This is a genomic window from Streptosporangium sp. NPDC004379, from assembly GCF_042873875.1.
Classification (GTDB): domain Bacteria; phylum Actinomycetota; class Actinomycetes; order Streptosporangiales; family Streptosporangiaceae; genus Streptosporangium.
This window is the reverse complement of sequence record NZ_JBIAMC010000002.1, coordinates 502,278-522,063: the sequence shown is the minus strand read 5'-3', so window position 1 is coordinate 522,063 and position 19,786 is coordinate 502,278. Positions and strand designations below refer to the sequence as shown.

22 protein-coding genes are annotated in these 19,786 nt (G+C 72.6%); 13 read left to right on the top strand and 9 right to left on the bottom strand.

The features are described from left to right. Positions 1-107 precede the first annotated feature (107 nt). Positions 108-734 (bottom strand): GNAT family N-acetyltransferase, encoded by a 627-nt coding sequence (locus ACFYSC_RS06470; RefSeq protein WP_389957560.1) that lies wholly within the window; start codon positions 732-734, stop codon positions 108-110. Between the two features lie 20 nt (positions 735-754). Beyond that, positions 755-2,698, bottom strand: coding sequence for a sugar transferase (locus ACFYSC_RS06465; RefSeq protein WP_389957557.1), 1,944 nt, complete (start codon positions 2,696-2,698; stop codon positions 755-757). Between the two features lie 279 nt (positions 2,699-2,977). Here ACFYSC_RS06465 and ACFYSC_RS06460 point away from each other — a divergent pair, with 279 nt between their 5' ends. From ACFYSC_RS06460 to ACFYSC_RS06430, 7 genes are all read left to right on the top strand, one after another. After that, positions 2,978-3,637: a hypothetical protein gene (locus ACFYSC_RS06460; RefSeq protein WP_389957554.1), complete on the top strand. Its 660-nt coding sequence runs from the start codon at positions 2,978-2,980 to the stop codon at positions 3,635-3,637. 400 nt (positions 3,638-4,037) lie between these two features. Beyond that, positions 4,038-5,105 carry a ribosome small subunit-dependent GTPase A gene (gene rsgA / locus ACFYSC_RS06455; RefSeq protein WP_389957550.1) on the top strand — a complete coding sequence of 356 codons (1,068 nt, stop codon included), beginning with the start codon at positions 4,038-4,040 and terminating at the stop codon, positions 5,103-5,105. A gap of 89 nt (positions 5,106-5,194) precedes the next feature. Further along, positions 5,195-5,707 (top strand): GNAT family N-acetyltransferase, encoded by a 513-nt coding sequence (locus ACFYSC_RS06450; RefSeq protein ID WP_389957952.1) that lies wholly within the window; start codon positions 5,195-5,197, stop codon positions 5,705-5,707. Positions 5,708-5,930: 223 nt separating this feature from the next. Further along, entirely contained in the window at positions 5,931-6,479 is a 549-nt protein-coding gene (locus ACFYSC_RS06445; RefSeq protein WP_389957547.1) for an RNA polymerase sigma factor, read from the top strand. Further along, entirely contained in the window at positions 6,476-7,402 is a 927-nt protein-coding gene (locus tag ACFYSC_RS06440; RefSeq protein ID WP_389957545.1) for a hypothetical protein, read from the top strand. The genes ACFYSC_RS06445 and ACFYSC_RS06440 overlap by 4 nt, the downstream gene beginning before the upstream one ends. A gap of 223 nt (positions 7,403-7,625) precedes the next feature. Continuing rightward, positions 7,626-9,032 (top strand): alpha/beta hydrolase family protein, encoded by a 1,407-nt coding sequence (locus ACFYSC_RS06435; protein WP_389957542.1) that lies wholly within the window; start codon positions 7,626-7,628, stop codon positions 9,030-9,032. 129 nt (positions 9,033-9,161) lie between these two features. Continuing rightward, on the top strand, positions 9,162-9,614 hold the full coding sequence (locus tag ACFYSC_RS06430) for a hypothetical protein (RefSeq protein WP_389957539.1): 453 nt from the start codon (positions 9,162-9,164) through the stop codon (positions 9,612-9,614). Positions 9,615-9,731: 117 nt separating this feature from the next. Here the strand turns inward: ACFYSC_RS06430 and ACFYSC_RS06425 are convergent, their stop codons facing one another. From ACFYSC_RS06425 to ACFYSC_RS06400, 6 genes are all read right to left on the bottom strand, one after another. Beyond that, entirely contained in the window at positions 9,732-10,265 is a 534-nt protein-coding gene (locus ACFYSC_RS06425) for a GNAT family N-acetyltransferase (protein WP_389957536.1), read from the bottom strand. A gap of 207 nt (positions 10,266-10,472) precedes the next feature. Beyond that, positions 10,473-11,240, bottom strand: a complete 768-nt coding sequence (locus ACFYSC_RS06420) for an ABC transporter permease (RefSeq protein ID WP_389957533.1) — start codon at positions 11,238-11,240, stop codon at positions 10,473-10,475. A 10-nt stretch (positions 11,241-11,250) separates the two neighbouring features. Next, positions 11,251-12,060, bottom strand: coding sequence for an ABC transporter ATP-binding protein (locus ACFYSC_RS06415; protein WP_362931558.1), 810 nt, complete (start codon positions 12,058-12,060; stop codon positions 11,251-11,253). Further along, a complete protein-coding gene (locus ACFYSC_RS06410) occupies positions 12,057-12,470 on the bottom strand; it encodes a DUF1048 domain-containing protein (RefSeq protein ID WP_389957529.1) in 414 nt (137 codons plus the stop codon). Before ACFYSC_RS06410 ends, ACFYSC_RS06415 begins: the two co-directional genes overlap by 4 nt. Positions 12,471-12,472: 2 nt before the next feature. After that, entirely contained in the window at positions 12,473-12,802 is a 330-nt protein-coding gene (locus ACFYSC_RS06405) for a PadR family transcriptional regulator (RefSeq protein WP_362931562.1), read from the bottom strand. Between the two features lie 244 nt (positions 12,803-13,046). Further along, the gene (locus ACFYSC_RS06400; protein ID WP_389957525.1) at positions 13,047-13,616 is read right to left on the bottom strand and encodes a helix-turn-helix domain-containing protein; all 570 of its coding nucleotides are present in this window, start codon (positions 13,614-13,616) and stop codon (positions 13,047-13,049) included. A gap of 247 nt (positions 13,617-13,863) precedes the next feature. Here ACFYSC_RS06400 and ACFYSC_RS06395 point away from each other — a divergent pair, with 247 nt between their 5' ends. Genes ACFYSC_RS06395 through ACFYSC_RS06385 form a run of 3 tightly spaced genes read left to right on the top strand, consistent with a single transcriptional unit; the run spans position 13,864 to position 16,047 of the window. Further along, positions 13,864-14,775 carry an alpha/beta fold hydrolase gene (locus tag ACFYSC_RS06395; RefSeq protein ID WP_389957522.1) on the top strand — a complete coding sequence of 304 codons (912 nt, stop codon included), beginning with the start codon at positions 13,864-13,866 and terminating at the stop codon, positions 14,773-14,775. 58 nt (positions 14,776-14,833) lie between these two features. Continuing rightward, positions 14,834-15,187: a hypothetical protein gene (locus tag ACFYSC_RS06390; RefSeq protein ID WP_389957519.1), complete on the top strand. Its 354-nt coding sequence runs from the start codon at positions 14,834-14,836 to the stop codon at positions 15,185-15,187. Between the two features lie 47 nt (positions 15,188-15,234). Beyond that, positions 15,235-16,047 (top strand): GNAT family N-acetyltransferase, encoded by an 813-nt coding sequence (locus ACFYSC_RS06385; RefSeq protein WP_389957516.1) that lies wholly within the window; start codon positions 15,235-15,237, stop codon positions 16,045-16,047. A 67-nt stretch (positions 16,048-16,114) separates the two neighbouring features. On the opposite strand, the gene ACFYSC_RS06380 is transcribed toward ACFYSC_RS06385, so the two are convergent. Continuing rightward, entirely contained in the window at positions 16,115-16,603 is a 489-nt protein-coding gene (locus ACFYSC_RS06380) for a hypothetical protein (protein ID WP_389957514.1), read from the bottom strand. A gap of 121 nt (positions 16,604-16,724) precedes the next feature. On the opposite strand from ACFYSC_RS06380, the gene ACFYSC_RS06375 reads away from it, so the two are divergent. The 3 genes from ACFYSC_RS06375 to ACFYSC_RS06365 all read left to right on the top strand — a co-directional run bounded on the left by ACFYSC_RS06375 (position 16,725) and on the right by ACFYSC_RS06365 (position 19,781). Then, positions 16,725-17,210 carry a hypothetical protein gene (locus ACFYSC_RS06375; RefSeq protein ID WP_389957511.1) on the top strand — a complete coding sequence of 162 codons (486 nt, stop codon included), beginning with the start codon at positions 16,725-16,727 and terminating at the stop codon, positions 17,208-17,210. Between the two features lie 104 nt (positions 17,211-17,314). Then, positions 17,315-18,385, top strand: a complete 1,071-nt coding sequence (locus ACFYSC_RS06370; protein ID WP_389957508.1) for a hypothetical protein — start codon at positions 17,315-17,317, stop codon at positions 18,383-18,385. Positions 18,386-18,509: 124 nt separating this feature from the next. Further along, the gene (locus ACFYSC_RS06365) at positions 18,510-19,781 is read left to right on the top strand and encodes a serine hydrolase domain-containing protein (RefSeq protein ID WP_389957505.1); all 1,272 of its coding nucleotides are present in this window, start codon (positions 18,510-18,512) and stop codon (positions 19,779-19,781) included. The last annotated feature ends 5 nt before the right edge of the window (positions 19,782-19,786 follow it).

Genomic DNA, 19,786 nt, shown 5'->3' with positions numbered 1-19,786 from the left:
CGCCCCCCTGTGGGTACGGCCCGCCCCGCGGGTACGGCCCGCCGCGGTGGCGGGGGCCGCCTCACCGGTCCGCCCGGGGGCGCCCGCGGTCTCCCGCCGGGGAACGGTCAGCGTACGAGCAGGGCCTCGGCGCCGACGGGGCGGAAACCCGCCGCCAGGAAGGCCCGCACGCTGGCCGCGTTGCCCGGGGCGACCTGCGCCCACAGGGTGTTCCCCTCACCGGTGAGGTGCCTCCCCGCCCGCGCGAGCAGCCGGCCGAGACCTCCGCCCTGGCGGGCGGGATCGATCTCGACCGCCACCTCCCAGCGGCCCGCCACGCCCCGGCCGAGCAGCACGACCCCGCCGTCCGCCTCCCACACCCGCACGTCGTCGCGGTGCCGCAGGGCCCGCCGTACCCGGGGGTGGTCGCGGTCGGTGAGTTCCGCGAGCGGCATCGGCGGCGGGCCGGACAGCGGTCCGGCGGCCAGCAGCATGTCCACGTTGTCGACCCGGCGTCCGGTGCGTTCCTCCAGGGCGCGCAGGAAGGGCGGGTTCAGCGGTGCGGACAGGTCGCCGGCGGGGAGCAGGCCGCGCATCCACGCGCGGTCGACGTCGGCGAACACGACGGTGTGCGCGGTGAACGCGATGACGCCGCAGTCACGGGGGTTCGGCTGGCCGGTGAACTCCACGGCGCCGTCGGCGGCCGGGAAGTCCCCGCGCCCGGCCGCCTCCAGCAGCCTGCTCAGCTCGTGCACGCGTCGGTCCTTTCGCAGCGCTAGGAGATGCGCTGCCAGTAGGTGGAGATGAAGTCCCAGAGGATCTTCCGGTCCGAGGCCAGGCTCGCGTGCTTGTCGTGCCAGAGGCCCGTGAAGCCCCGCTGGACGTCGTACGCCGTCGTCTTCGGTTTGAGGCCGAGTTCGACGGTCTTGTTGGGGAACGGGCCGAACAGCCCCGGCTTCCCGGCCAGATCCGCCTCGTCCCAGCGCGGTCCCAGAACGGGGCCGAGGGCCTCCACCGTTTTCCGCCTGTCGTACTCCAGTAGCGGCCGGTCGTTGATGACCGACATGTCCTTCTTGTAGAGGACGTTGTAGCCCAGCTGGACGAACTCGTCGAGGCTGGTCCTCGCCCAGAGGGCGCCGACCCTCGTGCGCCGCGGGTCCGACGCGCCGAGGCTGCCGTCCTTGCCGTCGGTCGTCGACATGGAACGGCCCTTGGCGATGTCGAACTCGCGGCCGAACTGTCCGACCCGTTTCTGCAGGAAGAAGGGGTTCCTCCGGTCCTCGGCGAACTTCGCGAGCGCGAAGACGGAGACCGCGGGAGCGGTGATCGTGAGGATCCCCAGGGCCCACTTGACGTCGTGCCACCGCTTGGCCGGACTCTGTTTCCAGTCCCTGCCCCTCAGGCTCGCGTAGCTCGGGGCGGGCCATGCCCGGGCGGCGAGACCCGCGCCGGTGCTGAGCACGGACATGCCGAATCCCATCCCGGCGGCGTGCTTCCAGTCCCAGCCGGCGCCGCCGGCCCATCCCGCGGTCGCCAGCACGGTCGTGCTCACCGCTCCGCCGACCAGGGTCCGGGAGAACGTCCGCTCCCACGTGGCGGACTCCATGGCCTCGGCCAGGCCGGTGAGCGTGGGTCCGCCCCGGCGCAGGAGCGCGGGCAGCGCGCCGTGCGCGCCGGCCATCAACCCGCCGGCGAGCGCTCCGTGTGACATGTCCCGGACCAGTTCCGCCGCGTCGACGGTGCCGGTGGCGAACAGCTGGTCGATCGCGCCCAGTCCGCCGGAGAACATCGCGCCCAGCGCGGCCTGACGGATCATCAGCAGGACGATCCGCAGCGCCAGGCCCTCCATCCGGAGCAGCTTTCGCACCACGATGTCGAGCACCGGGCCGAGCCGGGGGGCCAGCAGCCTCGCGAGGAGCATCAGTGTCAGCACGAACACCGCGGACGCCACGAACCGCCATCTGGCCTTGACGATCGCGTCGTGGGCGATCCGGGCGCAGTCGGCGAGGTGCTCGCACCGCCGCCGCAGGTCCGCCAGCCACCCGTCCTCGCCGTGCGCCACCCGCGCGGCCCGTCCGAACACGGCCGTCGCCGATCCGGACCCGGCCCGGACCACCCGCCCGGACTGCCCGGCGATCTCCTCCCGGACGTCTTCGACCACGCGGCTCATCGCCGTCGCGGCGTCCCGCAGCCGCGACACCCCGTCGAGGTCACCGTCCGGCCACGCCGCCCCGAATCCCACGGACTCCAGGAACCAGATCGCCTGGCTCACGAAGCCGGGCGGCGGCGTGGTCGTGGGCAGGCCGCCCGAGCCCGGTTCGAGCCGGTACACCTCCGGGTCCCTCAGCCATCCCGGGCACGACGGCGCGTACGGAATCCCGGTGTTCGCCTCCTCCGCCGCGGCGTACTCGCATCCGGTGACGACCATTCCGGCCGCCATCCCGCGCAGCAGGTTCACCGCCAGGGCCAGGTCTCCCAGCAGGTCGTCACGTATCCGGGCGAACCCCGGCACGCCCGCCCCGGGATCGCCGTCGAACAGCGCCCGGCCCAGATCGTCCCGGCCGAAGGGCCGCTCGTCCATCGCCCGGCGGAACCCGTCCACGCCCCGGGCCAGCTCGTCGGCGGCCTCCCGGACGCCTCTCCCCGCGCCGACCCAGATCTCCGGGTCGAATCGCAGCACTCCCGCGAGGGTCATGTCGTCGATGGCGATCTCCCTCAACCGCCCCTCAAAGCATGATCAACGGCAGACGCTCGCAAACCCTAACAGGGCGTCCGCGCCGACGGGGTGCGGGCCGTCTCGGGCGGCCCGCACCCCGGACTGCACGGCGCGTCCCCGGGGGAGAACGGCGCGTCCTCGGGGAGGAGAGCGGCGCGTCTCCAGGAGGAGACAGGCGGAAGGGGGAGAAACACGATTCGGCGCTGACGGAGTCACCGTCGTTCTGGGGATATCCACCGCAGAGCCGGTGAGCCGGGAAGCGGTCCTGCGCCGGGAGGCGTCATGCAGTTCATCGAGACCAGCATCATGGGTGTCCGCTCCGCCGTCCTCACGTTCCGGCGGTCGCGCTCGCGGCCGACGTTCCTCCTCGTCCCGATGGCCCACATCGCCGAGCGGTCCTTCTACGACCAGGTGGCGGAGCGGCTGCGAGGCTGCGACCTCATCGTCGCGGAGGGCCGGCCCAACGCGGAGACCGTCCTGCACCGGAAGATGGCCAGGATCCGTTTCGACGGCCTCGTGCACCAGACGGTCGCGCTCGATCTGGAGACACTCGGCGTTTCCCTCCTCTGGCCCGACCGGGGCTGGAACGGCGGGTCCACCCGGTGGTCCACCGTCGTCGGCGACGTCCTCACCGCCGTGCCGGACTGGGTCGCGACGCTCAAGTTCCCGTCGGACGGCATGGACATCACCGACCTCACCGGACATGACGGGTGGCGGGAGGGGCGAGTACGGAGGGCGTGGCGGAAGTCCGTCCTCCACGACCGGGACAGGCTGCTCCTGGACCGCCTCGGCGAGGTCCACCGAGAGCGGCGCGGAGCGCGGATCACCGTGGGCGTGCCGTGGGGCGCGCTCCACATGACGGCCGTGGCCGGGTACCTCTACTCCGAGCTCGGCTACCGGGTGACCGCCGCGGAGTGGCTGACCATCCGCGACGCCCGCTGAGCGGTGCCGGCCCCCGGCGCTCCATCCACGACGCCCCCGGGGCGGCGTCCACGGCCAGGCAGAACGACCCGGCGCCGGGGGTGGCCTTGTCGGCGGCCACCGTCCGCCACATGCCGCTTGCTGCGTTCGTCTGTTCGGACGCGGAAGCCGTCGGACACGGAAGCGGGCGGATGGCCGTGGTGTTATGCTGATGATCGTTTGGTGTCGGATTCTCGGATGAGAGGGAGGTGAGGTTCAATGACCGCGGTGAAGACCGCTGCCGTGCGCAGCGCCCGGACAATCCTCACGTCCCGGGCCCCGGTCTGACCCATTTCCTTCCCTCCGCCGTGAGCCTGTCCGGCCGCTGAGGCGGAGTGGCGCCTGTGTCTCGTCGGGGCCCCTTCCCGCAAGGTGTCTCACATTGTCAGACCTCTCCGACTCCGGCCTGTCCCGCTACGGATGGACCGGAGCACTCGACCACGCCTTCGCAGAACACCGCGAGGCCGGCCTGGTGCCGGCCCGGATCGTACGGGTGGACCGCGGCCTGTGCGACGCGGTCACCGAGTCCGGGCCGGTACGGGCCCGGATCGCGGCGTACCCGCCCGATCCGCTCCAGGCGCCGTGCACCGGCGACTGGGCCGCGCTGCGCCCCGGCCCCGCCCCGGAACCGGTGGCCCTGCTGCCGCGGAGCAGCGCGATCGTGCGCTCGTCCGCCTCCCGCTCCTCCCACGGGCAGGTGCTCGCCGCCAACGTCGACACCGTCGCCGTCGTCGTCTCCCTGGCCGCTCCGCTGGACGCGGCCAGGCTGGAGCGGCTGCTGGCCCTGGCCTGGGACAGCGGCGCCAGGCCGCTGATCGTGCTCACCAAGGCGGACCTGGCCCCCGACCCCGCCGCCGCGTACGCCGAGGCGGGCGCGCTGGCGCCCGGCGTGGACGTCCTGTTCACCAGCGTGGCCACCGGCCAGAACATCGACGTGCTGACCGCACTGCTGAGCGGCACCACGGTCCTGCTCGGCTCCTCGGGCGCGGGCAAGTCCAGCCTCGGCAACGCGCTGCTCGGTGACGAGCTTCTCGCCACCGGCGCGGTACGCGCGCACGACGGCAAGGGGCGTCACACCACCGTCCGCCGCGAGCTGGTGCCCCTTCCCGGCGGCGGTGTGCTCATCGACACGCCCGGCCTGCGCGGCGTGGGTCTCCACGACGCCGCCGCCAGCCTGGAACAGGTCTTCGCCGAGATCGAAGACCTCGCCCGGGGCTGCCGCTTCGGGGACTGCGCCCACCACACCGAGCCCGGTTGCGCGGTACGGGCCGCCATCGAGGCGGGAGAGCTGACCGAACGCCGCCTCGACAGCTACCGCAAGCTGCAACGCGAGAACGCCTGGGCGGCCTCGCGGACCGACGCGCGGCTGCGCGCCGAGCGCAGCAACCGGCAGAAGGCCATCACCAGCCACCTGCGCGCGACCTACGCGTTCAGGGACCGGCAGTCATGACCGGCCGCATCCCGCCGGTCACCCCCTCGACACCGCAGACCCACGCCCTGCGCCCGCAGGTGAGCACGGAAAAGGACTCCGACCCCGCCATGACCATCTCCTGGACCACCCGCCCCGAGACCGCCGCCGACCTCGTCGCGATCCGCGAGGTCAACCTCGCCGCCTTCCCCACCCCGCTCGAGGCCGACCTGGTCGAGGCGCTGCGGGCCGACCCGCAGGCGTGGATCCCCGGCCTGTCCTGGGTCGCAGAGGCGCCCGGCGGCGGCGTCGCCGGATTCGCCCTGCTCACCCGCTGCCATGTCGACGGCGCCCCGGCGCTCACGCTGGGCCCGTGCGCCGTCAGGCCCGGGTACCAGCGGCAGGGCGCCGGCTCCGCCGCGATCCGCGCCGCCCTGAGCGCCGCCCGTGAGCAGGGGGAGAACCTCGTGCTCGTGCTGGGCCACGCCGAGTACTATCCGCGTTTCGGCTTCACCCCGGCCTCCGGTCACGCCATCCGGCCGCCCTTCGAGGTCGAGGACGAGTACATGATGGCGCTCGCCTTCGATCCCACGCGGCCCGTGCCGTCCGGCACGATCCGCTATCCGGAGGCGTTCGGGGTCTGATCCCGGCACGTCGGTGGGGTGCCCGAGAGCGACGGACGACCGGTCGCTCTCGGGCGCCCTTGGCCGGGCGGTGTGGGAGCGGACGCGCGTGCCCGAACTGAGGCGGATACCGCAAAAAATGTAATTTCTCCCTTCGCGCCCTCCAAGAAAGGAGGAGAACACGGCCGGCGAAAGGGCGGAACAGGTGGCAGGCACCGCACCCGATGCGGAGGACCTCCGGCGGATGATGCGTGATCCGGAGGCGTTCGAGGAGTTCTACCGAAGACACACCGAGTCGGTGAGCCGCTTCGTGGCGCGCCGGGTGACGGACCCGCACACGGTGGCGGACCTGACGATGGAGGTGTTCCTGGCCGCCGTCGACACCGCGGCCACCTACCGGCCCGAACGCGGCAGCCAGGCGGCCTGGCTGTACGGCATAGCCCGCAACGTCGTGGCGACCGAGCACCGCAGGGCCGCTCAGGAGGTCCGAAAGGCGGACCGGGCCGCGGGCCGGCGCCCGCTGGACGCCGACGACATCGCCCGGCTGGAGGAACGGATCGACGCCGAACGGGACGTCCGCCACCTCCTTCCGGCCATCGCCGCCCTGCCGAAGGGGCTGCGGGCCGTGGCCGAGCTGGTCCACCTCGACGGCCTGCCCGTCGAGGAGGCCGCCGCCGCCCTGCGCATCCGCGTCGGAACCGCCCGGGTGCGGCTGCACCGCGTCCGCCGCCTGCTCAGGACCGAACTCGACGCCCGCCGCCCGGAGCCCGCCATCGCGAAAGGAACGTCATGACGACCAGTGAGAGACGACTCGCCGGGTTCGAGGAGCGGCAGCTCGCCGAGCTCAGGGAGCACGTCGCCGCACGGGCGGCGGTCACGCCGGCGAGGAGACCGCGGGGGCGTCTCCTCCTGGCCGCCTCGGCCGTCGCGGCCGGGGTCTGCGCCGCCGTCGCGATCCCGGCGGTGTCGGGGGACGGCGGAGAGCCCGCCTACGCCGTCACCAAGGGCGCCGACGGGGTGGTGTACGCCGAGCTCCGCGACTCCCGCGACGCCGCCGGACTGTCGGACCAGTTGCGGAGGCTCGGCGTCCCCGCCATCGTCGACCACGTCCCCGAGGGCAGGATGTGCCGGGAACCGCGCGGGAAGCACGTGGAGGACATCCCGCCGGACCTGTACCACGTGCCCGAGTCGATCCCCGGGGAGAAGCAGGGCTGGCGGATGCGGATCGACACCCGGCTCTTCAAGCCCGGCCAGACCTTCGTCTGGACCGTCGGAGAGAACAGCACCGGCGGCACCAGCACCAGCACCATCCTCATGGAGGGCCCGGTGGCGCCCTGCGTGCTCGTGGACGCCCCCGAGCGGAAGGAGTACCACCCGGACTCCCGGCGGGCCACGGTCAAGGGCCGCTCGCTCGCCGGGTACCGGGTGGACGAGAAGACCGTCGGCGAGGTCGTCCCGGAGATCGAGAAGCGCGGCCTGAAGGTCGTCTACCTGGTCATCAGCGTCCCCCCGGGGAACCCCGGCGGTTTCGGGGAGGACCACATCCAGGAGACCCCGGTCGGAAAGGACTGGACCGTCTGGGAGGCGGAGGAGGTCGTCAAGGGGCCGAAGGACACGCCCACCGGGGTGATCCGCCTCCTCGTCACCAAGGAGCACTACGACCGGAACCCGGTCTACGGCGGCCCCCGCGACGCCGTCGTCCCCGACGGGTCCTGACCTGTCACCCGGCCCCGAAAAGGTTCGCCGGTCCGCCGGCCGCCGCGACGGTTCACGACCGTCGCGGCGGCCGGCTCACGGAGAGCGGACGCGGAGGGAGCCGGGAAGGGCCGCAACGGGCCGGGAGCGGGATCCGGTGAACCAGCCGGATGTACGGTTCCGGACGCCGTGAACCGTACTTTGGGCCGATATCGCCGGGGATCCGAATCCGCAGGATGTGCTCATGCCATACGAAGATCCCCGTCCGGCGCCGGAAGCCGGGAGTCCGGGCGAGCACGTGACCTGGACCGTCCACCGTCCGATCGGCACGAAGCCGGAGCGGAGCGGCGTCGGCTCGATGCCGAGGGGCGGCCTGGCCGCCGTCGCCGCGCTGCTCGCCCTCGTGGCCGTCGCCCCCTGCGCGTCCGCGTCGGCCTCCGTCTCCACCGCGTCCGCCTCCCCCGTGTCCGTTTCCACCGTGCGCGTCTCCGCAGCGACCGCCGCCGTGTCCGTGCCCGTGCCCGCCGGTTCCCCGGTCGCGGCGAACGCCGTACCGGGCAGCACGCTGAGCGGCACCGCGATCGGCACGCCGTACCTGCCCAGGCCGACCGGTCGCCATCCGGTCGGCACCACGTCCCTGCACCTGACGGACCCCTCCCGGCCGGACCCCTGGGTGCCCGGGGTGAAGGCGAGGGAGCTCATGGTCTCCCTCTGGTATCCGGCGAAGTCGCCGGGCGGGCGGCGGGCGCCGTACATGACGCCGAAGGAGTCCGAGCTCCTCCTGAAGGGGACGGGGATGACCGGCGTGCCGCCGGACGCGCTGAGCAGGACGCGCACCAACGCGTTCGTCGCCGCGGAACCGGCCGGACGCCGGCGCGGCCTGCCCCTGGTGGTGCTCTCTCCCGGCTTCACCTGGCCCAGGAGCTCACTGACGGCCCTGGCCGAGGACCTCGCGAGCCGCGGCTACGTGGTGGCCGGCATCGACCACACCTACGAGAACTTCGCGACGACCTTTCCCGACGGGCGGGTCGCCACCTGCGCCGCGTGCGAACTCGAAACCGACGACTTCGGCGGGAAGGCGGTGCGGAGCCGGGCCGCCGACACCTCCTTCGTGCTGGACGAGCTGGTCGGCCCGGACTCGAAGTGGCGGGGCGGCGCCCTGATCGACCCGTCCCGGATCGCGATGGCGGGCCAGTCCCTCGGCGGCGCGAGCGCCGCCGAGACCATGCTGAAGGACCCCCGGGTGCGCGCCGGGATCAACATGGACGGCCAGATGTTCGCCCCGATCCCCGCGAGCGGGCTGGCCCGGCCGTTCATGTTCCTGGGCGTACGGGGACCGCACAGCCCGGGAAGCGGCGAGGATCCCACGTGGGACCGTGACTGGAGACACCTGACCGGCTGGAAGCGCTGGCTCGTGGTGGCCGGGGCGGTGCACGCGTCCTTCACCGACTACGACCTGCTCGCCCGGCAGATCGGCGTCGACCTCGGCGGCACCCTTCCCGGACCCCGCACGGTGGAGATCACCCGCGGGTACGTCCGGGCCTTCCTCGACCGGCACCTGCGTGCGAAGCCGCAGCCCCTGCTGGAGAAGCCGTCGCCCCGCTACCCCGAGGTCGCCTTCTGCTCCCCGGAGACGAAGACCTGCCGATAGGGGAGACCGGCCGTGGGTTCCATCGAACTCCCCGCCCGCTCCGGGCGTCGAACCCCTTCGGGGGCTCACCGAACGCGCCACGCGCGGAGGACCGGAAGGCGGCGCAGGACGAAGATGGAACCCACGACGGTGAAAGAGAGAGTCGGCAGGCGGGTCTTCGGCGCCATGCTGGTCGGGGCGATCCTCCCGACGGCGCTTCTGGTCTGGGCGTACGCGATGACCAAGGTGTTGCCCGACCGGATGCTGTGCGGAGGACACTTCGGATGCCTGGACATCCTCGTCTACGTCTGGGAGGTGGGCCGCTGGGTGGCGATCGTCCTCGCCTGGCCGCTGCTGTACGTCCTGCGGGTACGGCCCGCCTGGCCCGTCGCCGTCGCGGGCGGGCTGTTCCTGGTGGCGATCTGGGAGTTCGCCCTGTCCTCGGTGGCTCCGCCGGGCATCGTCATCAACCTCATCGTGCTCAGCGCGTTGATCGCCTACTCGTGCGCCGTCCTGGTCGCCAGCCCTGAGCTCGCCCGGCCGTGGCGCGCCGCGATCGCCGCGGCGTTCCTCGCGCTCTACCTCCTCGGCCTGCTGCTCTAGAAGGAGCATCCTCCACGGCCGTCCCGCGGCGTCACCCGTCACGAACCATCGCGCCCAGACCCACCACCCGTCCCGGACGAGGCCGGCGGCGGCACGCGCCGCCGCCGGCCTCGGGGATCACGCCGGAGCCGGAGCCGGAGCCGGAGCCGGATACGGTGCCGTGACGTTGAACCGGGCCAGGCCCTCCCCGGAGCCCAGCCACCGGAAACCGGCCTTCTCCAGCACGCGCACCGAGGACGGGTTCGGCAGCTCCACCCTGGCGGACACCGTGTGGACGTCGGCCGCGGTGAGGGCGAACTCCGTCAGGGCCCGGACGGACTCGGGAGCGTAGCCGCGGCCCCGCCGGGAGGCCGCGACGCCGTAACCGAGCTCGACCGTGCCGTCGCCCGGCGGCCAGAACAGGCCGAGCGCACCGACCACCAGGCCGCTGTCGCGCTCGATGATCTGACGGTGGCCGTACTCGCCCAGCCACTCGGGATGCTCACCGAACAGGCTGACGACGACGCGGTCGCCGTCGGTGGGGAAGTCGTCCGCCCAGTGCGCGCACCGGGCGTCCCGCAGAACGGCGTCGACCTCATCGCGGGGCCAGATCCTCAGGACGAGGCGGTCGGTGACCAGATCGGCACCGGCGGGGGAGAAGAAAGAAGACATGTGACACTCCTGGTCGTCGAGGCGACCGGCCGCGCTCCGAACTCACGGAACTCACATGGGCCGGTCGAGGGCATGCTGAACGGGGCCGTCGGCAGCCATATTCATCAGCCCCCCTTCTCCAGAAGCGATCACGGGCCCTTCCCGCGCCGACCCTAGCGGCCCCGTGAGGCGCGGGTAAAGCCGTATTCCGGCGGTCCTTCGGGGGGATCAGGAGATCTTGCGGCGGTAGGTGTTCATGGCGAGGACGTAGGCGACGACCAGGATGCCGGCGCACCAGGCCAGGGCGATCCAGATGTCGGCGCCGACCGGCTGCCGGGTGAACAGGGCGCGGACGGCGTTGACGATGGACGTCACCGGCTGGTGCTCGGCGAAGGCGCGCACCGGGCCGGGCATGGTGCCGGTGGGAACGAACGCCGAGCTGAGGAACGGCAGGAAGATGAGCGGGTAGGAGAACGCGCTCGCGCCCTCCACGGTCTTGGCCGTCAGGCCGGGGATGACGGCGATCCACGTCAGCGCCAGGGTGAACAGGATCAGGATGCCGGCGACCGCGAGCCACGCCGACACACCCGCCGTCGACCGGAAGCCCATGAGCAGGGCGACGAGCACGACGACCGCGAGTGAGATCAGGTTGGCGACCAGCGAGGTCAGCACGTGCGCCCACAGCACCGACGAGCGTGCGGTCGGCATGGACTGGAACCGTTCGAAGATGCCGCCCTTCATGTCCATGAACAGCCGGTACGCGGTGTAGGCGATGCCCGAGGCGATCGTGATGAGCAGGATGCCGGGCAGCAGGTAGCTCACATACGGCTCTGACCGCGACCCGGTGTCGATCGCGCCGCCGAACACGTAGACGAACATCAGCATCATGCCGATCGGCATGACCGCGGTCGTGATGATGGTGTCCGGGCTGCGTGCGATGTGACGCAGGGACCGTCCCAGCAGGACGGCGGTGTCACCGAGGAAATGCTTGCTCATCGTCGCTCCTTCACGCGTTCGTGCCGGCGTCGCGGTCATGGCCGCCGGCGCCTCTGGCGCCGACGAGTGCGAGGAAGATCTCCTCCAGGGTCGGCTGCTTCTCGACGTACTCGGTCTTGGCGGGCGGCAGGAGCCGCTTGAGCTCGGCGAGGGTGCCGTCGACGATGATCCGGCCCTCGTGGAGGATCGCGATCCGGTCGGCGAGCTGTTCCGCCTCGTCGAGGTACTGCGTGGTGAGCAGCACCGTCGTGCCGCGCGCGGCGAGTTCCCTGACGGTCTGCCACACCTCGATGCGCGCCTGGGGGTCGAGCCCGGTCGTCGGCTCGTCCAGGAAGATGACCGGAGGGTTCCCGACCAGGCTCATCGCGATGTCGAGGCGGCGGCGCATGCCACCGGAGTACGTCGACGCCTTCCGGCCGCCCGCGTCGGTCAGCGAGAACCGCTCCAGCAGGTCGTCGGCGACCTCGCCCGGATTCCTGACGTGCCGCAGCCGGGCGACCAGCACGAGGTTCTCCCGTCCGGTGAGGATCTCGTCCACGGCGGCGAACTGCCCGGTCAGGCTGATCGACTCGCGCACGTCCGCGGCCCGCGTGGCGACGTCGAAGCCGTTGACGAGGGCCGTGCCGGCGTCGGCCCGAAGCAGCGTGGACAGGATCTTCACGGCCGTGGTCTTGCCGGCGCCGTTGGAGCCGAGCAGGGCGAAGATGCTGCCCCGCGCCACGGTGAAGTCCACGCCGCGCAGCACCCGCAGCTCCCCGTAGGACTTCTCCAGCCCCCGCACCCGGATCGCCGGGGCCTGCTGTGTCGTCTGTGTCGTCATCGCCCGGTCCTGTCCTCTCCCGCGGGCTCCTCGCCGGCGGCACGCTTGACGGCGTCGGTGAGACGGTTGCGCTCCCGGATCCGCCACTGTCCGGCCGGGTAGTTGGCCGTGAACGCCTCCACGAACTCCACGGGGTCCTCCCCGAAGAGGCCGCGGATCGGGATCCCGTCCGCCGCGCTCTGCTCGAACAGGTCGGCGATGTCCTCGTACATCGTCACGTCGGCGCCGTCGGTCAGCCCGAGGTACAGCAGGTAGCGCTCCATCGCCTCGGCCGCCGTACGGTAGTCGGGGGGAAGCTCCTTGATCCGCGCCTTGTACCGCCGGTAGCGCCGCTTGTCCTCCAGCGACCCGGTGACCACCTCCAGATACCGCAGGTAGCGGTTCTTCGGCTCGTTCGACTCTGCCGCCATGGCTACTCGCCTCCTTCGCGGAGCTGTTCGAGCCTTCCGGCCAGGAAGCTCCAGGTCGTCCAGAATTCTTCGAGGTACTCCCGCCCCTGAGCGTTGAGGGAGTACACCTTGCGCGGCGGCCCCTTCTCGGACGGGACCTTCTCCACGTCGACCAGGCCGCGCTGCTCGACCCTGACCAGCAGGGCGTAGATGGTGCCCTCGGCGATGTCGGAGAAGCCCTGGTCGCGCAGCCAGGCAGTGATCTCGTAGCCGTAGGCGGACCGGCCGGCCAGGATCGCGAGGACGATGCCCTCCAGCGTTCCCTTGAGCATCTCCGTCACGAGCTTGCCCATGGAACACCCCCTTTCAGCTACTTCGTGTTGCTAGGTACCAGTAGAAAGTAACACTGACTACCAGTACTTAGCAACGCCGAATAGCTGAGGCGCAGGCCGGGACGTGAGACGAGATCGTGAACCGTGATCGTGAGCCGAGGGCGCGGGCCGAGGGCGCGGGCCGAGAGCGCGGGCCGAGAGCGCGGGCCGAGAGCGCGGGCCGAGGGCCGGCGTCCGCCGCGCCCCGGCCCCTCAGGTGCGCCCCCTACGGCGTTTCCCCGGACGTTTCTCCCGACGTCTCCCCCGGCGGTTCCTCGGCCGGGAACAGGATCGGGCTGAGCAGGTGCCGGGTGCGGTGCGGGGCCGGGCCGTACGCCAGCCGGGGGAGGATCGCGGCGCGCAGCTCCTCGATCAGCTCGGCGCGCTCCTCCTCGCCGAGCCAGATCGCGTGCTGCCGGTAGCCGACCAGGTCGGCCGCCGGGTCGGCGCCCTCCCGGTCGAGATACGCGCCGAACTCGGCGATCAGGGTGGCCATGGCGGCGGCGAACACGCGCCGGTGGTCCTCGGGGGACAGCGACGCGGCCGTCCCGGCGTCCACGACCACCCGCTCCCGGTGCAGCCGGTAGCGGCGCTCCACCGCGCCGCGCACCCGCTGCTCGCCGGCCACCTCCAGGAGGCCGTGCTCGGCGAGCAGGCCGACATGCCGGTACACGGTGGCCTTGGAGACGTCGGGCATCCGGTCGCACAGCTGGGCGGTGGTGAGGATCCGCCCACCGGACATGGCGTGCACGACGCGCAGCCGTACCGGATGTGCGAGCAGTTCCAACGCGTCCACCGCGTCATGTTCGCAGAGCGCCCGACCGTTCGCAATGTTGCGAACGGTTCCGTCCGGGTCTACCGTTCTCAAACATGCGAAAGGTCGGGCGCGTGCCCGGCCCGGTCGGGGAGATCGGGCCGCGCCCCGTCCGATCTCCCCGACCGGGCCGCACGCCCGGTTCGATCCCCCGCCCGAAGGAGCGATGATGCACGGTCGGCCCGTCGAGAACGCCCCCGCCAGTCCCACGAGTCCCACGAGCTCAGCGATGACGGCCGGCACGGAGCCGCCGCTGGGACGCCTCCACGACGTGGACGGCAGGCGGCTGCTGCTGCACCGCGCGGGCACCGGCGGTCCGAGCGTGGTGTTCCTGCCCGGAGCCGGACTGGTCGGGCTGGACTTCCTGAACCTCCAGGAGCGGGCCGCCGGACTCACCACCGCCGTCGTCTACGACCGCGGCGGAACCGGCTGGAGCGACCCGGCCCGCCTGCCCCGCTCCGCCGCCGAGGTCGCGGGCGAGCTCCGGGACCTGCTGCGCGCCGCCGGAGTGCCCGCGCCGTACCTGCTGGCCGGGCACTCGCTGGGCGCGTTCTACGCCCGCCGCTACGCGCAGCTCTTCCCCGGCGAGGTCGCCGGACTGCTGCTGCTCGACCCCGGCCACGAAGACATTTTCGACCACCTGCCCGAAGGGTCCGCCGAGCTGAACGAGCGGATGAAGCAGGACCCGAAGACGATGCCGGACCTCACCGGCGAGCAGCTCGCGTCCGCCCGCGCCGCGCTGACCGGGCTGCTGGCCGGGTGGCCCGACGAAGTCCGCGAAGCGCTCGTCGAGCACCACCTCACCGACTGGCGGACCCAGCTCCACGAGACGGCCAATTTCGAGACCGAGGTCTACGGCGAGCTGCGGAACGGCGGGCCCCTCCCCGACGTGCCGCTGATCCTCCTCACCGCCGGCGGGCGCAACCCGTACTGGGCGCACTTCATGACCGAGGAGCAGATGCGCGCCACGCACGACGGCATCCGCGCCATGCACGCCGCGCTGGCCGCGTCCGTCCCACGGGGGGAGCGCCGGGAACTGCCGGGAGCCTCACACCAGTACCTGCACATCGAGCAGCCCGACGCGGTGCTGGACGCGCTCCGCGACCTCCTCGCCGCCGCCCGCGCCGCGGACGACCGGTAGGATTCCGGCCATCACCGGCGCCCGTCGTGGCGTCCCCCTCCGGTGACGGGAGCGACGGATGGCACACTCGGCGACCGCCGGACGCGTGGTGGGAGCGGCTCTCGCCGTACTGCTGCTGGCCGGCTGTTCGGACCAGCTCGGCGACCGCGGCGGCAAGGACGGCGCGCCGCCTGACCGGATCGGTGACGTCGACTACGTCGAGGTCTTCCGCAACGCCGACAACTTCCCCAACATCGCCCGGATCTGCGTCGAGGGCCTGGCCTTCGCCGGCACGTCGAGCGGGTCGCGGGGCGAGGACGTCGCCGACCCCGCGCTGGTCCGCGTCCCGGAGTGGGACATCAAGTGCGCCGCCCACGCGAAGTCCGCCCCGGGCCCCGGGACGAGCCCCTCACCCACCTCCTCGCCCGGCTGACTCCCGGCCGTGCGGCCCTCCCGCCGTGGGTGGCAGACTCTTCCGCGATGAACGGCGAACGGAAGACACTGACCGGGCCCGACGGCGCCCCGGTGATCGGCTATGTGGAGGACGTCCGTGAGGGGCGTCCCTGGGCCCGTCACGTCGAGGAACTCGGCCCGGGAGCCGTCGACGCCGTCATGGCGAACCTGTCCGGCTGGGCCGTGTCGGCGCCGGTCGAGTTCGCCGGGCGTCTCGTCGCGCGAGGCGCCCGGACGCTGCGGCACGCGCACCGGATGCGATGCGACCTGCCGGCCGTACGGCCCGCCGCGACCTCCGGCGCGCGGTCCACGCCCGTGGCCCCCGGCGACCCGAGACCCACGCCCGCGGGCGCGGCTCCGGACGGCTTCCGGTTCGTCTCCTGGGACCGCGAGCCCGCCGACGTCTTCCCCGCGTGGTTCGCGGCCTACCCGCCCGGACACCCCGACCACCGTTCCCGGGACCCCCGGAAGGCGCTCGACGAGGAGCTCACGCCCCTGATGCGCGGCGAGGTGATCGGCCCCCTGCTCCCGTGCGGCGTCCTCGCCGTACGGGACGCCGCCGGGGACGCCGGGGACGTCACAGGGAACGGGGAGGAGGTGGTGGGCGGCGTCCTGGTCACCGACTCGAACGACGGCCCGTGGCTCACCGAGGTCTTCCGGCACCCGGACCGGTCGCCCCGCGGCCTCGGCTCGCTCATGCTCTCGGCGGTCCTGTCCCGGGCCGCCGCCGACGGGCTGACCGAGATCGGCCTGGCGGTCACCGAGGGGAACCCCGCGCGGCGCCTGTACGAGAGGCTCGGGTTCCAGGTGGTCACCACCTCGATCACCGTCCTGATCTGACGGCCCCCTCCGGTGCCCTTTCCGGTGTCCACCTGGATCGGCGCCCCCGGGCGGGGTCCCGTCCGGCTCAGCAGTACGAGCGCACGTGCCAGAGCTTCAGCAGCGCCTTCGGCGCCTTGTCCAGGCAGCCGCCCGTGTCGCCGCGGTACGACCACGCGCCGTGCGCGCTCCTGCGCCACACGTGCGGCCCGTCCTGGTAGCTGATCGGGTCGCCCTTGACGCCGATGGAGCCGACCGCCCAGTACACGTCCTTGCCGCCGCTCCTGACCTTGCCGTAGTAGACATGCTTCGGCCCGTCCACCTTCGCGCGGCCGGTCCCCGGGCGGTATGGCCTGACGTACTGCTTCCAGTAGGCGTCGGCGAGCGCGTGGCGGACCTTCTCGGTCACCTTGAGGTTGACGGCCGTCTCCCGGGGCCGCGAGGCCTGTGCGACCGTCTCCTGGGACTGCGGGGCCGTCGAGGACCGCACGGCGCTCATCGCCGTCCCCGGTGAGAGGGTGGTCACGGTGACCGCCGCCACCGCGGCGACCGCGAACCGGTGTGCTGTCTTGGTCATGTCCGCTCTCCCATCGCGTTTTGAACTTCGACGCTCCTCCGCGCCGAAAAGTTGGGAGCGGACGGACGGGTTCAGCGAAAGCCGCTGGGCCGGCGGGGCTTCCGCGTGCCATCCTCGGGAGGTGACAGCGATCAAGGAGAGCGGGCCGGCGGCCGGTCGGAGACTTCCCCGGCGGCTGCTCTTGGCCGCACTGACCGGGGTGATCCTCACCGCCCTCCTGGTGGGAGCCGCCTTCCTGATGACGCGGTCCCTCACCGGCTCGGGGACCTGCGACCAGTCCTTCGCCTGCCTCGGCGCCATCGGCCTGACCTGGTTCGTGGGACGCTGGGTGGCGGTCCTCATCGCCTGGCCGCTGCTGCACCTGTTGCGCGTACGGCCGGCCTGGCCCGTCGCCGTCGCGGCGGTCCTCTTCCTGGTGGCGATCTGGCGGTTCGCCCAGTCGCCCTGGGCGGGGGACGGCGCCTCCGCCCTCATCCTGCTCAGCGGTGTGATCGCCTACCCGCTCGCCGCCCTGGTCACCGCGCCGCGCCTCGCCTGGCCGTGGCGCGCCGTACCCGCCGCCCTGTTCCTGGCGCTCTGCGTCCTGACCTTCCTGCCCGCACCCTGACAGCCGGAGTACGGCGGCGCGGCCTCCTCCGGGTCTGTCAACGGTGATTCGGGATCCGTCGTCACGGGAGGAACCGATCGCGCCGGGAGGCGGTCCAACCCGGTGTGATCGACACGTCAGGCACGCCGCCGCGACAGGTGCGCGTCGCGACCGCGCTGCTGTGGTCCGTGGTCCCGTACGGCCTGGCCGTCACGGTGCTCAACGGCGTCGCGCTCGTCATGACCGACCGGCGGCTCCCGCAGGCGCCGGTGACGATGAACGCGGACGCCGTCCCCGTCGCATTGCGGGAGTTCGCCGGGTTCGCCTGGGGACGGACCGCGCTCATCGCGCTCTTCTTCGCCGTCGCCGCCGTCGCGTCCGGGCTGCTCGCCCGAGCCGCCCGGCGGGGCGTGCGGCGGAGGTCCGGGCGGATCCCCCTGTTCGCGGGGCTGCTCGCCATCCCCTACACGATCGGCCTGGCCCTGGCGGGCGGTCTCAACCCCGTCCTGGCCTACCAGAGCCGGCTGTTCCGGGTGGGTGACGGGTCGTTGGCCGCCGGAGCGCCCTTCGACATGGCGGCGGCCGCCCCGTCCTGGTACCTCCTCCCGCTCGCGGCGCTCCTCGCGACCGGCTGGGCCTGCCAGCTCGCGGGCATGATCCTGCTGACCCGACCGGCCACCGTCGGCTGGTACGCCGGACAGGAGACGGCGGCCCCGGCGCGGCAGCCCCGTACGGTCCTTACGGCGGCACTCGGTCCCGTCTTCGTCGCCGTGATCGCCGCGTACAACCAGGCGGCCATCTGGCTGACCGAGAACGCGGCCGACCGGGCCGCCTCCGTCGGGTCCGTCGCGTCCGTGGCGGACAGCGCGCGGCACGCGGCGCTCATCCAGTCCGCGCTCCTCGGCGTCCCGGCGGTCGCGCTGGCGATCCTCCGCGTGCATCCTCTGCTGTGGACACGTCCGGCAGCCCTGTTCGCCTCGGGCGTGCTCACCGTCCTCTACCTGCTCGCCCTGACGCCGGCCCAGCTGGCCAACCCCCTGAGCACCGGTGTGCTCCCCGACGACCAGTCCGGATTCAGTGAGCACATCCCGCCGTGGTACCTGCCCGCCCTCACGGTAATCCAGGTTCTCGCCGCACTCACACAGCTGGCCGCCCTGGCCGAACGGTCCCGCGGGTCGCTCACCCGGCCGGGATGAGCGGCTGGGGAGGATCTCCCTCCCGGGAGGGAGAGGGAAGATCCCCTGCGTCGGCGATCCGTACGGCGGGGCCGGATCGGCAGGATCGACGACATCACCAGCACTTCCCCCCGAACCTCTGGAGATGTCCACGATGAAGCGCACCCGCGTCGCCGCCGCCGGCCTCGCCCTCGCCGCCCTGGTCCCGGTCACGCTCTCTGCGGCGAGCACTCCGGCGCTCGCCGCCGTCACCGCGGGGCCGCCCGCCACCGCGACGGGGTCCTCCTTCGTCATGGCGGGGCCGTCCGCCGTCACCGCCGGGCGGGCCACCGTACGGACCGGAGTGCCGCCGATCAACGCGGCGGCGCTGAAGCGGAGCATCGCCGGGCTCCCCGCAGCCGACGCCACCGCCGCCGAGGTCAGGGTGGGCGGCTCGGCCGGATCCTGGCACGGCGTCGCGGGCATCACCGACCTGCGCACCAGGCGGCCCGCCAGGGAGGGCGCCCGCTTCCGGGCCGGCAGCATCACCAAGATCCTCACCGTCTCGGTCGTGCTGCAGCTCGTGGCCGAGGGCAAGGTCTCGCTCGACGGCACGGTGCAGGAGTATCTCCCCGGCCTGCTGCCCGCCGGCTACCCCGTGATCACGGTCGGACAGCTCCTCAACCACACCAGCGGCCTGCCCGCGCCGACGTTCGACGGCGGCTTCGAGCGGGTCTACGCCACCAGGTTCGAGAAGGTGACTCCCGAGGAGTACGTCGCGGAGGCCGTGAAGAACCCGATCGAGTTCGAGCCGGGCACCCGGCAGCACTACCTCAACATCAACACGTTCGTGGCGGGCCTGCTGATCGAGAAGGTCACCGGCCGCTCCTACGAGCGCGAGGTGACCACCCGCGTCCTGCGGCCCGTCGGCATGCGCGACAGCTACCTGCCCGGCGAGTCCGTCAGGATCCGCGGGCGGCACAACCACGGCTACCAGACCGTCCCCGCGGGCTTCCCGGACGCGATCAGGTACGGCCAGGGCCACGTCGTGGACATGACCGAGGGCAGTGCGACCTCCACCTGGGCCTCCGGCGACCTGATCTCCACCACGGCCGACCTGGAGAAATTCATCAAGGCCCTGTTCCGCGGCAAGGTGGTGCCCGCCGCGCAGATCGAGCCCATGTTCACCGTGCCGAAGGTCACGATGTACGGCACCGGCGAGCCCGCCGTCTACACCTCGGGCCTGACCGAGCTGAAGCTGCCCGGCGGCATCACCGCGTACGCCAAGACCGGAGCGAGGTACGGCAGCGCGGCCGGCGTCGGCGCCACCCGCGACCTGAGCCGCACGGTCGTCTACTCGATCAACTCCACCGACGCCAAGGCCGCGGGCCAGAACGAACGCGGCCTCGGCATCGCACTCGCGGCCTTCGCCGACTGACGTGC